Source organism: Parabacteroides sp. An277 (genome assembly GCF_002159645.1).
Taxonomy (GTDB): domain Bacteria; phylum Bacteroidota; class Bacteroidia; order Bacteroidales; family Tannerellaceae; genus Parabacteroides.
Map to the genome: position 1 here is coordinate 23,745 of NZ_NFJB01000031.1, position 12,964 is coordinate 36,708.

A 12,964-nucleotide genomic window follows, 5' to 3' on the forward strand; every position below is an offset into this window, starting at 1 on the left:
ATTTAATCCTCATTTACAGGTAACTTAGCTAATGCTTCCGCAGCGCTTAAGATATGCGGATTCAAGACGTCGGCCGTAATATGCCCGTCGCGAAGCGTAATGTTCCGACTAGTATATTGCGGAATCTCCGGATTGTGCGTCACGAAGATAATCGTCTTCCCCTCTGCATGGAGCTTTTGGAAAAGGACCAGAATTTCGAAACTGGTACGCGTGTCCAGATTACCGGTCGCCTCATCCGCCAAAATCACCGCCGGGTCGTTTACCAACGCACGGGCAATAGCGACACGTTGCATCTGTCCGCCGGACATCTGGTTACTTTTGTGCAAAAGGCGGTCTCCCAATCCGACCGCTACCAAAGACTGAATGGCTTTCTCCTTCCGTTGCGCCGCGTTATAGGCCGGATTATACATCAAAGGCAATTCCACATTCTCAATGGCGGTTGTTTTGGGCAACAGATTATAGTTTTGGAACACGAAGCCAATCTTGCGATTGCGGAGTGTCGCACGAGCATTCTTGCCCATAGTGCGTACCGATACACCGTCAAGGTAATATTCCCCGCTTGTCGGAGTATCCAGGCAACCTAAGATATTCAAGAGCGTACTCTTCCCAGACCCCGAAGTACCTACAATCGTTACAAACTCACCTTCGTTGATAGTGAAAGAGACGCCACGCAATGCGTGGACTGTCTCTTCTCCTACAATAAAGTTACGTTTGATATTATCCAGCCTAATAATCTCTTTCATATAGTCAACCATTATTTCTTCTTGTTATCCTTATTGCTTCCCGGAGGTCCCGGCATAAACGGACTGCGTTCTTGTGAACTATTCGAAGAAAGAACGGGAGCATCGACGGCCAAATCAACCGCCACTTCTTCACCTTCCTCCAGGCCGTCGATTACTTCCGTTACATTATTATTACTTGAACCAACCATGATGTTCTTCGGAGTTAACCGATTTCCATCCTTTACCCAAACAAGTTTCTGCCCTTCCGGAGCCGTTGCGTCAGGATTATCGACCGTAAGACCCAACGGTTCCAATTCTTGCGGGTCAGCAATAAAGCGAAGCGCTTTGTTGGGAATAGAAAGCACACCCTCACGTTCCATCGTATAAATCGTGATGTTAGCCGTCAAACGCGGTTTCAATTTGAAATCCGGATTTTCTGCCGAAATAACAACTTCATACGTGACGACCGTCGAACTGGAAGAAGTAGAGGTACTGCTATCGTCACTGCTTTCACCTAAACGCACCTGCAACACTTCCCCTTCGAAGACATCATTCGGATAAGCATCAACGGTAAAGCTGACACGCTGCCCGTCTTGCACGGTACCGATATCCGCCTCGTCCACATCTGCAATGATTTGCATTTTGGTCAAATCTGCCGCAATTGTAAAGAGGGTCGGCGTCTCGAATCCAGCTGCTACGGTTTGTCCCTCTTCCACAGCTTTACTGATAACAACGCCATCGATAGGACTTGTAATAGTAGCATATTCCAAGTTGCGCCGGACGCTGACAATGGAAGCCTGCGCTTCTTCGTAATTAGCCTTCGCTTGTTCGTATTCATACGTAGCCGTCTCGAAATCTGTTTCACTAATCAACTTCTTTTCATGCAGAAGTTTATAACGATCGTAATTCTTTTGTTGATATTCATATTCCGATTTGCTGCGTGCTAATTGAGCCGTCGAGGCTTGTAGTGAAGCTTCCAACGTCACCTTATCCATTTCAGCAATTAGTTGCCCTGCCTTCACCACATCATTGTAGTCTACATACAACTTATCGATAATACCGGACACTTGAGTACCCACATCGACTTCCGTGACAGGTTCAACAGTGCCGGTTGCCGTTACTACATTTGTGATAGATGTACGACCGACGACTCCTGTCTCCAGCTTCATTCCATTGCTGGACTTTTTGCCCATGAAGGCAAAAACACCTCCTACGATCACAATGACTCCAACGAGTCCAATGATTCCTGTTTTCTTATCCATATATTTAATGATTTTTGTCTATTAATGTTTCAAATCAAAGGCTCCGCGACTCACGTCGCAGAAACCTTCTAAAAAAAGAGAGTGGAGTGAATCTGCCCATCATATTTGGATACTGACGGGCTTTTTTTGTAAAATATTCAAAAGTTGTATACTCATGATAGCCATATATTTCGATTGCAGAACCTCTTGTTGTGCATTCAACAGGTTGTTTTTCTCAGTCAACATCTCCAACGTATTCTTCATTCCTAAGAAAAACTGTTCTTCCGTCAGTGTAAAACTCTGCCTTACATAAGCAAGCCGCTCGCTTGCCGATAGGTATTGGCTTTGTGCGGAAGTCGCATCTAAATAGGTACTTTCGACCTCTTGTAAAAGTTCCTTTTGTGTATTCAACAAATCCAGTTGGCTTGTTGTGATAGCCAATTTTGCTTTATTGTACGCTGTTTTGTTCTCCCGCTGTGCAAAGATAGGAATAGTTATCGAGATTCCAACACTTTCATTGAAATTATTCCAAATTTTATTGCCAAAACTGTAATTTGTTCCTGATAAATGTCCTGTACCAATTCCTGCATTCATCGAAAGAGTCGGCCAATAAGCCGCCTTTGCCCGTTTTTTCTCCAATTCAGCAGATTGGATAGCTAATTCTCGATTCCGGACTTGCGGCATTACAGCAAGCGAAGTAGCATAGATAATTTCTTTTTCAGGTAAAGGAGCAATGACTTCCGATTCAGCAATCTCAGGCATTGTCAGTTGGATTTCTTCCGTAATATCTAATTCTAAAAGTTGCTTGAGCTGGAGTTTATAATTATCCAAAGTAGTTTCAGCTACTGTTAGTTGATATTTATCTGTACTATATTGACTTTCCAATTGAGCCAAATCCACCGCTGAAATAGAGCCGGCTTTATATAATTCTTCTGCTCGATCTCGTTCGGCCTTGGCCGTCTCAACCGTATTTTTGTTGATTTCAACAGATTCCATAGCATACATTACCTGAAGATAGGTTTGAACGATAGCAATCCGGATTTCATCTTCGTTTTCTTCTGTGGTAAGACGATCCATCTCATTTTGAAGCTTCTGTTGTTTGATTGCTTTATTACGTCTTCCTGCATCAAAAAGCGTCCAGTTCGCATTGATAGAATAATTACCACTATAGCTATGATTCTCTGCTGCGTTAGAAGAAGGATAGTTTACATAACCTTGCGTAATGTCGGCCGACAACGAAGGGAATAGCTGCGCTTTGGCCAATTCCGTATCCTCTAGTCCCGACAACTCATCAATTCGACTTTGTTTGATTTGAATATTATTTGCCAATGCATATTCAAGACACGTTTGAAGTGTCCATTGTGCAGGTTTCTCTTGCGCTGTCACTGCACATATGCCAAGAAATAACGATAAATTAAAAAGCATATTTCGTTTCATAAATTCTTGCTTTTATTTTGAATACAAAAATAGATGACCTTCTGCTTCACGGCAAACCATATCGAAAAAGAGGCTACATATATCGATAAAATATCCTATTTTATCGACATTTTCCAACTCTCAAATTTCCATTTTACGCCTAAGATATTTCTGATTTAAAGAACTGCTTTTGCTAAATCATAACTACTGTATAAGCAACTAAACATTAAGGTCTCTACTGAAAAAAAGAGCTATTTTGCTCGATAGTATAATAGCAAGATTTTAAAGTATAAGTTCACATTTGGATTTATCTTTCTTCAAACCGGGCTAATTGAAATATTGGATGTTCTTCCGGTTAACAATAACGTAAATAATGACCGGCGCACCAAGCATCGGCGTAACAGCATTAAGCGGAAGGATCGTATCACTTCCAGGAACAACCATCAACAAATTACAAAGCAAGGCTACACAAGCTCCCGACAGAATAGTGACAGGAACGAGTTGCTGATGATTGGATGTTCCTAACAAAAGACGAGCCATGTGTGGAACAGCCAATCCAATGAACGAAATAGGGCCGCAAAAGGCCGTTACAACAGCCGTCAATAATCCTGTACAAAAGAGAATATAGATGCGTGCTTGCTTCACCCGAACTCCGAGATTCGATGCATATATTTCGCCCAACAACAGTGCATTCAGAGGTTTAATAAGTAACAAAGAAAAAAACAAGCCCACAACAGAGGCTGAAACGAAATAAGGTAATTGCTCCATCGACACTCCGGAGAAGTTTCCCAAGCCCCACATGACGAACGCATGGACACGGTCAGCTGCAGCATAATAATTAAGAATTGAAATAAGCGAAGAGGTCATGTAACCAATCATAATACCAATAATAAGCAGCATTACATTACTCTTCACCTTCGAAGAGAAATAGATAATCAACCCTAAGATAAGAAATGCTCCAACCATTGCCGCCAAAATGACAGCTAAATAACCCGTAATTGGGAAGTCGGAAACTTGACTAATCGTCCCGCCCGCATAAAGCAATACCGCCGCGACTCCCAAATTGGCCCCGTCACTAATTCCTAAAATAGAAGGCCCCGCCAGCGGATTGCGGAACAATGTCTGAAGCAACAAGCCACTGATCGCCAATCCTGCTCCAGCAAACAATGCCGTGATCGCTTGGGGAAGGCGTGATTGCCAGACAATGTGTGTCCAAGCTGGCGAGCCCACTTCTTCACCACATAAAATACGAAAAACAGCCTCCGGCGGAATATGGACCGCCCCATAGACAAGACAAGCCATAAACAACCCAATGATGCCTACGCCCAAAAGAGGGAAAAGAAACGTGCGATGCGTCATACGTTTATGACCGGCTACCAAAGTAACGCGCGTCCCGTTCGCGCTCTTGAATCAGTCCGTTTCGATAGGCGAAGAGAAGGTTCTCCAAGTCGTGGATTTGTTGGCGAAGTTCCTCTCCTTTGTCGGTATCTTTTACCATCTGACGATGCGCGCTTAATTCGACCACAATCGTTGTCGAACGAATGTCAAGTCCTTCTTCTATCGCTTTCGCCGTCGATTGAAACGGTTCATGCTGGACAAGTTGAAAACCACGCGAATGGTAGACCAACGTATAACCGGCGATGCCCGTCTCCGAATGATACGCCTTCGAAAAACCACCATCAATCACCAAGAGCTTCCCATTCGCCTTGATTGGGTTCTCGCCTTGAATAGAGCGTACTGGAACATGACCATTGATGATATGCCGATGTTCACCCGTAACGCCAAATTCGTCTAACAATCTATCACAGACAGTTTCCTCTTGACGCAAAGCATAATAAGCTCCCTTCTCTTCCTTATGTGTCTCTTTGTCTTCAATAAAACAACGTTCGAAAGTCGCCATCCGGCTCTTGTCGAAAAGCGGTGAATCCTTTCCGCACCAGAGATACCAGATATAATCCATAGCAAATTGCTTTTCTTCTGAATCGTCTGTATCGAAATAAGCCGTACGGACAAGCTGATCTACTTTATCGAGTAAGTTCTTTCCTTTATAATAGGCTCCATTTACCTTTACTTCCTTGAGCGTTCCATCCGGATTCAAGGGAACGGAGGCATGAAACAATAAGTTCGAATTGCACACCTTGTACAAACTTCCGTGGCGGAAAAGGCAACGCATATGCTTGCGGAGCTTCTCGCTTCCTTCGAACGACCGTTGGATACGTTGCATCATGTCCTCCTCGTCGATCGAGAGGCGATAAGGATCTTTAGAATCCAACGTCGGCCAGTTTTTATCTTTCAACTCATATTCTTTTCCGTTCAGGCAAATAGTCCCTTTCTTCAAATTGATGCGATGAAGCAACAGACGATCGTCCATTTCAAATTCCGGACGTCGGCGGATAATCTCGCCTTCCAGTTTATATTGCACAATGGAAATCGCCTTGTTCATCTGTGCAATGAGACGGACGGTCTTAGCATCGAAACTACTTTCGCCTGCGTTGAGTTTCGGGATGAAAAGCTCACACGGATCGTCGGCATATGTCTCCATGGCAAAACGAGCTAACGGAAGGAGGTTGATGCCATATCCATCTTCCAGCGTAGCAAGATTTCCATAACGAAGGCACATCCGGACCACACCCGCCATGCTGGCCAAGTTTCCAGCAGCCGCACCCATCCAAAGCATATCGTGGTTTCCCCATTGGATATCGACGTTATGATAATCGCAAAGCGTATCCATGATGATTTGGGCGCCTGGCCCACGATCGTAAATATCACCAATGATATGGAGCAGGTCTATCGTCAACCGTTGGATAAGGTTACACATCGCAATGATGAAATCATCGGCTCGTCCGGTCGAAATAATCGTACGAATAATCTGATCCACATACGCCGACTTGTTGGGTTCGACAGATGATTCATGCAATAATTCTTGGATAATATACGAAAATTCGCGCGGCAACGCTTTCCGAACCTTCGAACGTGTATATTTGGATGAAACGTTACGACAAACTTTTACCAACTGGTTCAACGTTATCATGTACCAATCATCCAAATCCTTCTCAACAGATTTCACTAACACAAGTTTCTCTTCCGGATAATAGATGAGGGTACATAGCTCTTTCTTCTCCGCGTCGCGCAGAGTGTTATTGAATATTTCGTTCACTTTTCGCTTGATGGCCCCCGAGGCATTCCGCAAGACGTGATTGAACGCCTGGTATTCGCCATGCAAATCCGAAAGGAAATGCTCCGTCCCCTTGGGCAGGTTCATGATGGCTTCCAAGTTGATAATCTCTGTGCTCGCGTCCGCTATCGTCGGGAAACTGCGCGAAAGTAGCTGTAGGTAGCGCAAATCGTCTGCCACGGCTTTTTCTTTTGCAATATCTTTTGTCATAATCTTTTTTAATGAATTAATCCCAATCGGGCACGTATAAAACCAATTCCATAACCAAACAGTTGTGTAAAAGAGGCCACTACGGCCAAAAGTCCAATCCGTACGTTCCTGCCGTTTTGCCACGTCGCGTCGAGAAATATCAGAACCATATAAAACAGTAACAAGGCATATAAGCCGGTCCACCACACACCCGCCACCAACAAACAGAACGTCCCCACCACAAACAGGGCTGGCAGGCAATGCACCAGCTTCAGCGTCTCGGGATATTTTACCGTCAGGGCGATGCGCGCCTCGCCCGAATGCTCCACTTGGCGGAAGAACTGGTGGAATGTCGTCCGTCGCTTGTGGTACACAAAGGCTTCGGGGAAAAGGACCGTCCGGTATCCGCTCCGGATGATGCGAATGCTGAAATCAATATCCTCTCCGTAACGCATGGTCGTATCAAATCCCTGCAACGCCTGAAAGACATCCCTCCGGATGCCCATATTGAAACTGCGCGGATAGAACTTGTCGAGCTTCTTCTTCCCGCCCCGGATGCCGCCCGTCGTAAAAAACGAAGTCATGGCATAGCTGATGGCTTTCTGAATGGGCGTAAACGAAGGATGAGCACAGTCTGGACCGCCAAACGCGTCCGCCGGATTCTCGTCCAGCGCCCGGTCTACCGCTTCCAGATAGGTTTCCGGAAGCACGACATCCGAATCCAGTATCAGCAAATAATCGCCCTGGCTCTGCGCCGCGCCGTAGTTGCGCGCCCCGCTTGGCCCGCCGTTCGGTATCGCGAAATAACGGATATTGAGCTGCTCGGCATATCGCTCCGCCACGTCGCGGCATGGTCGGGTTGAGCCATCCTCGACGAGCACGACTTCAAACCGCCGATAACGTTGCGCCGTCAGGCTGCGGAGCAAATCATCCACCTCGTCGGGGCGGTTGTATACAGGGATTATGATCGAATAATAACGCATAAATCAGTTTTTAATGATGAATGAAGGATTTTCGGTTATGCTCCTGCGATTTTGCGGCAACGTTTCGCGCATCGCGAAAGCTTCCTGCGATTTTGCGGCAATGTTTCGCACGTCGCGAAAGCTTCCTGCAGTTTTGCGGCAACGTTTCGCACATCGCGAAAGCTTCCTGCGATTTTGCGGCAACGTTTCGCACGTCGCGAAAGCTTCCTGCAGTTTTGCAGCAACGTTTCGCACATCGCGAAAGCTTCCTGCGGTTTTGCAGGAAAGAGATTTCGCCCTGATTCTTCCTACTGCATTCTCCATGCTCCATTCAAATAAACAATTCCGGTTCCTTGCGTGCGCTGAAATTTTGGTAAAGATACGCGGCAAACGGATTGGGGAACGTGCGCGCCCCTTCCGGACACTCTTTCACGCAGGCGCAACACTTGATGCACCGCTGCGGGTCGCTGTAGATTTCACCGTCGACCACCGAAACAGCCTCCGTAGGGCAGATGGCGATGCAGTGCTCGCATTGCGTGCAGAGGTCGAGGTCGGTAAGCGGCGCGGCAGGCTGTGCCGGTTTTTTCTCCTTATAAGGGAAATGCCCCTTCACCGCGAGCGGCTTCATTTCCTCCCAACTCTTCAGCGCATGTACCTTTTCCAGGATATGCTGGCCGAAAAGGAACGCCATGTCGTGATCCGCCTTGTCCGGACGACCCGCTGCTACCGGGTATTCCGCCGAGCTAAAAGAATGCTCCCCGATGAACGCCCCCGCCGCCACCGGGGAAAAACCCTGGCTACGAAGCACGTCCGAGAGTTCCAACAACGCATCGTCGTAGTCTCGATTGCCATACACGACAATCGGTACCACTGGCGTCTGCTTTCCCCGGAGCATCTGCAACCGTTCGAGCGCGACATCCGGCACGCGACCGCCATACACGGGGACCGCCACGAGCGTCAATTCGCCCTCGATGCTTTCCATGCGGGAAGGTTTCTCGTAAGTCAAATCCGATTCCGCATACGAAACAGCGCCCATCCCTTCCGCGACGGTATGCACGATTCGGGCCGACGTGTGGGTGGGCGAAAAATAAACGACATGTATATTCGTACAATCCATTTTATTCTGCTAACGCTTTGTCGATAGCTTGCATCAATTGAGCAAACTCTTCATCGGTATAACCTTTGCTGGCATACAATACTTTACCGTCTTTCCCTATCAGATAAGAACGGGGAATGAGATTCTTGGCAAACGAGTTAAAGACAGCGCGGTTCTTGTCCGGATAGAGTGGGAACTCGAATCCCTTCTTCTCGTTATACTTCTTGAGGTCGGCATCCGTATGTTCACGGCCAACGACCAACATCACAAAGTCTTTGTGATCCTTATACTTCGGCCACAACGTTTGTTTGACCGCTGCCAATTCTTTTTGGCAAGGCGGACACCAAGTGGCAAAGAGGTTGACAAGAATCACCTTACCTTTCCATTCCGAAGAGGCAATCTTCGTCCCGTCGTCGTGCGTAATAGTGAAAGAAGGCATCGCGTCACCCACCTTCACAATGTCGTCTGCGTCTGTCTGTGCCCAAGCCACGCAGGCAAAGAGCAGACAAAAGGTTGTCAATAGATACTTTTTCATACGTTTATGCTTTACTTTGTGCTATTTCATATCCTGCCTTCAGGGCTTTGAGGTTCATCGCCACAATCTCTTCGCCTTTACGAGCGAAGATACTGCGAACACCTTCTTCAATCTTCTCATATTCCAATCCGAGGAAAGGCGTAGCCGCACCGAGCATAACGATATTCGCCGCACGGATCGACCCTGCTTCCTTGGCAATAGCTTCTACATCCAAGACTACTTTATGTGGAAGCTTATTTAATTCCGCATTCACCTTCTCCATCTCTGGATAGTTCGGAATATTGATGAAAGGTTGCGAATTGGTCACAAGCCATCCTTCCTTATTTAAATAGGGAAGATAGCGAAGGCTCTCCATCGGCTCGAGAGATATAATCAAATCTGCATGACCCAACGGAATCAAATCCGAAGCGATGGGTTGATCCGAGAGGCGCAGATTCGATTGTACATCTCCTCCGCGCTGGCTCATACCGTGCACTTCCGCCTGCTTCATATAAAGACCCTCCTTCAAAGCGGCTTCTCCGATCGCAGCGGCGATGGAAAGGATTCCTTGTCCGCCTACACCTGATAATATAATATCTGTTTTCATTTCTTACTTGCTTTTTTCTTTCTGGTTAATGTCTGAATGCATTCACGACGAGGAATCAAGACGGAAACACCCCGGTATTCAATCTCCTCGCGAATGATTTGCTTCATCTCTTCGTAATTTTTCTTGAGTGGAATCATAACACGGATGTGCGCTGGGTCGACGCCAATACCGGTACAAATAGATTCCAAACGTCCTGTACCAGCCGAATCCTGCCCACCCGTCATCGCCGTAGTCTCATTATCTGAAATCACAATGGTAATGTTCGTGTTTTCATTCACGCAATCCAACAAACCAGTCATACCTGAATGGGTAAAAGTCGAATCGCCAATTACTGAAACGGCAGGGAAGACGCCTGCATCCGAAGCTCCCTTAGCCATCGTAATGGATGCACCCATGTCAATGCAAGTATCTATCGCCCGGAAAGGAGGCAGTGCTCCCAATGTATAACATCCGATATCACCAAATACTTTCGCGCCTTCGTATTCTGCCAACACTTCATTCAACGCCTGATACATATCACGATGTCCACATCCTTGACACAAGGCAGGCGGACGCTGTTCTACCACTTCTGGCGTAGCATAATATTGCGTAATGTTTAATCCTAAGGCTTTACCTACGGCATCCGGTGTAAGCTCGCCATCACGTTGCAATGTACCATCCAGACGCCCGTGCACCTTCAATCCTTTACTCAACAGTCCTTTCAATTGTTGCTCTACCACCGGATAACCCTCTTCTAATACCAAAATCTCCTCACACTCGTCTACCAAACGGGCAAGTTTTTCAGTCGGTACTGGATATTGCGAAATCTTCAATACCGGATGTTTGAATCCCTCCGGATAATTTTCAGAAAGGTAATTAAATGCAATACCCGTAGCAATAATCCCCAATGATTTATCTGGAGCGTCATAATATACATTATATAACGATGCCTCCGAACTCTGCTCAAACGCCTCTTGTGCCGCAATCAGTTTCCGATAACGTTGACGTGCTAAAGCCGGAAGAAGGATATAACGCTGCCGTCCATCTTCTGGGCAATGCATCGGAAGCGTATCTTTCAACTCCCGCGTTTCCACTCCAGCGCGCGAATGCGCCATGCGAGTCGTGACACGGAGCAGAATCGGATAACCTAATTTCTCAGACAATTCAAAACCCTCATACACCATATCGTATGCCTCTTGCTGGCTCGAAGGCTCCAGCATTGGAATCATGGCAAAGTTACCATACATACGGTTATCCTGCTCGTTTTGAGACGAGTGCATCGACGGGTCATCAGCCGTAACGATAATCATTCCCCCATTAATACCACTCATCGCTGCATTCATAAAGCAATCGGCCGCCACATTCATACCCACATGCTTCATACAACAAAGCGAACGTTTTCCAGCATAACTCATACCCAACGCCGCCTCCATAGCTGTTTTCTCATTTGCACTCCATTGACAATGGATGTTCCTCTCCTTCGCTACCGAAGAGGCTTGAATATACTCCGTAATCTCCGTCGAAGGAGTTCCCGGATAGGCATATACGCCCGAAAGTCCAGCATCAATGGCCGCTTGGGCTATCGCTTCGTCTCCTAAAAACAAATATTTTCCCATTTCTATTCTGCTTAATCCTCTAAGTTTTTATGATTGGCAAATGTACAAAGATTCTCTGGGAAAAAGAAATTTGTAGGATTTGGATTTTCAAATGAGTGTAGAAATAGGTAATTTTGGGGCATGTTTCTCATAAAATAATAATATCATGATTTATTCTAACGAATTTAAAGCCTTGGTGGATCAAACATCTTCTTTTATCGGTTATGGTAATCCGAACGCAAAGATCTTAATCTTAGGAAAAGAAGCAGCGATTGATACGAATGAAAACGCAATCCAACACGCTTCTGAGATTAACAAGAATGTAGAATCCTGGAAGAAAAACATCGAACAAAAAGTATCGCAAGACGATATTCCTCTTTGGCGTGGCAATCCTGAATGTATGAATCCGCTTTACCCATACAAAGGGCAAAAGTATAAAGTGGATATGAAAGGACATGAATCAGGAGGCACAAGCCGCACTTGGTTTCAATATCAAAAGCTCTTAAACTTTATTTTAAATAGAGAAGGAAATGGAAATATAGACTTTCACGAGCATTGCTTCTCGTCCGACTTTAGTGCAGAAACGGCTTTGTTTAGTAAAGATACAGACAAAGAAGCGACAAAACATTCCATAGAAGAACGGAAGCAGATGTTTGCTTCACCTTTCTTCCAAAACTTTCCGATAATAATTGCAGCCTGCGGACATTATCCAAAAGTTTATAATATTGATTTGGAAAACATATTTCAAGTAAAATGGGATAGAAAAACGCAAAAACGTTTCTGGATTCATATTCATAGAGAAAAAGAAAATGCTTCGCCTAAACTTCTTATTCACACAAACCAGCTTTCAATGGTTCCAGACCAGTTAATAATCGACATTACAAAAGTAGTAAAGGCCTTTGCAGAAACTTATTCCATACATTTATGAAGCATATAGATATGAAAAAACGAAAAGCTGGCAGTTGGTTGGTTATTTTGACCCTTACACTCTTATGTAGTGCCTCCGCCGATAAAAAGAATTATTATTGCGAATATTGTGGACAGAAGTTTGCCAGTGTTTCTTCTTTGACCTCCGGACGCTGTCAACGCCATCCAGATGGAGCTTTCAAAGGAAGGCATAAACTATACGAAGGAACAGAGAAAGAGAAGTATACTTGCAAATATTGCGGCATGCAATCCAATTCCATCTCCTCGCTGACCTCCGGACGTTGCCAAAAACATCCCAATGGATACTTCAAAGGAAGGCATACACCCGCACTATAACCCACTCAAACTTCCAAAAGCAGCTATTCTCATCCATCCCGGGCGGAAGCATCCTGTCCTCTGCCCGAGATGGCAGGCTCTATCTGCCGCAGATAGGGGCTCAGTAGAAATTTAGTGGGGATAAATTTGTTAGTTTGAAGAACAAACCTTTATTTTGCAGTATAGAAAACGATTATTTGAACATGTTGGCCAGTATAGTACTGCC

General features: G+C 45.6%; 13 protein-coding genes. 2 read left to right on the top strand and 11 right to left on the bottom strand.

Annotation, left to right across the window (positions count from 1 at the left end):
• Positions 1-2: 2 nt before the first annotated feature.
• The 11 genes from B5F77_RS12020 to B5F77_RS12070 form a co-directional block, all read right to left on the bottom strand.
• Positions 3-743 (bottom strand): ABC transporter ATP-binding protein, encoded by a 741-nt coding sequence (locus B5F77_RS12020; RefSeq protein WP_087331092.1) that lies wholly within the window; start codon positions 741-743, stop codon positions 3-5.
• A gap of 11 nt (positions 744-754) precedes the next feature.
• The gene (locus B5F77_RS12025) at positions 755-1,984 is read right to left on the bottom strand and encodes an efflux RND transporter periplasmic adaptor subunit (protein ID WP_087331069.1); all 1,230 of its coding nucleotides are present in this window, start codon (positions 1,982-1,984) and stop codon (positions 755-757) included.
• 99 nt (positions 1,985-2,083) lie between these two features.
• Positions 2,084-3,400 carry a TolC family protein gene (locus tag B5F77_RS12030; protein ID WP_087331071.1) on the bottom strand — a complete coding sequence of 439 codons (1,317 nt, stop codon included), beginning with the start codon at positions 3,398-3,400 and terminating at the stop codon, positions 2,084-2,086.
• A gap of 306 nt (positions 3,401-3,706) precedes the next feature.
• A complete protein-coding gene (locus B5F77_RS12035) occupies positions 3,707-4,738 on the bottom strand; it encodes an iron ABC transporter permease (protein WP_087331073.1) in 1,032 nt (343 codons plus the stop codon).
• Between the two features lie 4 nt (positions 4,739-4,742).
• The gene (locus B5F77_RS12040) at positions 4,743-6,764 is read right to left on the bottom strand and encodes a fructose-1,6-bisphosphatase (RefSeq protein ID WP_087331075.1); all 2,022 of its coding nucleotides are present in this window, start codon (positions 6,762-6,764) and stop codon (positions 4,743-4,745) included.
• Between the two features lie 8 nt (positions 6,765-6,772).
• Complete coding sequence (locus tag B5F77_RS12045) at positions 6,773-7,726, bottom strand: glycosyltransferase (RefSeq protein WP_087331077.1); 954 nt, start codon at positions 7,724-7,726, stop codon at positions 6,773-6,775.
• A 3-nt stretch (positions 7,727-7,729) separates the two neighbouring features.
• Positions 7,730-8,029: a hypothetical protein gene (locus tag B5F77_RS12050; protein WP_087331079.1), complete on the bottom strand. Its 300-nt coding sequence runs from the start codon at positions 8,027-8,029 to the stop codon at positions 7,730-7,732.
• Positions 8,030-8,036: 7 nt separating this feature from the next.
• The gene (locus B5F77_RS12055) at positions 8,037-8,822 is read right to left on the bottom strand and encodes a 4Fe-4S binding protein (RefSeq protein ID WP_087331081.1); all 786 of its coding nucleotides are present in this window, start codon (positions 8,820-8,822) and stop codon (positions 8,037-8,039) included.
• A gap of 1 nt (position 8,823) precedes the next feature.
• The gene (locus B5F77_RS12060; RefSeq protein ID WP_087331083.1) at positions 8,824-9,336 is read right to left on the bottom strand and encodes a TlpA disulfide reductase family protein; all 513 of its coding nucleotides are present in this window, start codon (positions 9,334-9,336) and stop codon (positions 8,824-8,826) included.
• A gap of 4 nt (positions 9,337-9,340) precedes the next feature.
• The gene (locus tag B5F77_RS12065) at positions 9,341-9,922 is read right to left on the bottom strand and encodes an indolepyruvate oxidoreductase subunit beta (RefSeq protein ID WP_087331085.1); all 582 of its coding nucleotides are present in this window, start codon (positions 9,920-9,922) and stop codon (positions 9,341-9,343) included.
• On the bottom strand, positions 9,919-11,517 hold the full coding sequence (locus tag B5F77_RS12070) for a thiamine pyrophosphate-dependent enzyme (RefSeq protein ID WP_087331087.1): 1,599 nt from the start codon (positions 11,515-11,517) through the stop codon (positions 9,919-9,921). Before B5F77_RS12070 ends, B5F77_RS12065 begins: the two co-directional genes overlap by 4 nt.
• Before the next feature lie 145 nt (positions 11,518-11,662).
• Here B5F77_RS12070 and B5F77_RS12075 point away from each other — a divergent pair, with 145 nt between their 5' ends.
• Both B5F77_RS12075 and B5F77_RS12080 read left to right on the top strand, forming a co-directional pair.
• Complete coding sequence (locus tag B5F77_RS12075) at positions 11,663-12,424, top strand: hypothetical protein (protein ID WP_087331088.1); 762 nt, start codon at positions 11,663-11,665, stop codon at positions 12,422-12,424.
• 11 nt (positions 12,425-12,435) lie between these two features.
• Complete coding sequence (locus tag B5F77_RS12080) at positions 12,436-12,759, top strand: hypothetical protein (RefSeq protein WP_239446339.1); 324 nt, start codon at positions 12,436-12,438, stop codon at positions 12,757-12,759.
• Positions 12,760-12,964: the final 205 nt, after the last annotated feature.

Bases quoted from the DNA above. Each gene is read 5' to 3' on its own strand.
- B5F77_RS12040 (WP_087331075.1), bottom strand. From the start codon at position 6,764: ATGACAAAAGATATTGCAAAAGAAAAAGCCGTGGCAGACGATTTGCGC.
- B5F77_RS12050 (WP_087331079.1), bottom strand. From the start codon at position 8,029: ATGGAGAATGCAGTAGGAAGAATCAGGGCGAAATCTCTTTCCTGCAAA.
- B5F77_RS12030 (WP_087331071.1), bottom strand. From the start codon at position 3,400: ATGAAACGAAATATGCTTTTTAATTTATCGTTATTTCTTGGCATATGT.
- B5F77_RS12075 (WP_087331088.1), top strand. From the start codon at position 11,663: ATGATTTATTCTAACGAATTTAAAGCCTTGGTGGATCAAACATCTTCT.
- B5F77_RS12060 (WP_087331083.1), bottom strand. From the start codon at position 9,336: ATGAAAAAGTATCTATTGACAACCTTTTGTCTGCTCTTTGCCTGCGTG.
- B5F77_RS12025 (WP_087331069.1), bottom strand. From the start codon at position 1,984: ATGGATAAGAAAACAGGAATCATTGGACTCGTTGGAGTCATTGTGATC.
- B5F77_RS12045 (WP_087331077.1), bottom strand. From the start codon at position 7,726: ATGCGTTATTATTCGATCATAATCCCTGTATACAACCGCCCCGACGAG.
- B5F77_RS12065 (WP_087331085.1), bottom strand. From the start codon at position 9,922: ATGAAAACAGATATTATATTATCAGGTGTAGGCGGACAAGGAATCCTT.
- B5F77_RS12055 (WP_087331081.1), bottom strand. From the start codon at position 8,822: ATGGATTGTACGAATATACATGTCGTTTATTTTTCGCCCACCCACACG.
- B5F77_RS12080 (WP_239446339.1), top strand. From the start codon at position 12,436: ATGAAAAAACGAAAAGCTGGCAGTTGGTTGGTTATTTTGACCCTTACA.
- B5F77_RS12020 (WP_087331092.1), bottom strand. From the start codon at position 743: ATGAAAGAGATTATTAGGCTGGATAATATCAAACGTAACTTTATTGTA.
- B5F77_RS12070 (WP_087331087.1), bottom strand. From the start codon at position 11,517: ATGGGAAAATATTTGTTTTTAGGAGACGAAGCGATAGCCCAAGCGGCC.
- B5F77_RS12035 (WP_087331073.1), bottom strand. From the start codon at position 4,738: ATGACGCATCGCACGTTTCTTTTCCCTCTTTTGGGCGTAGGCATCATT.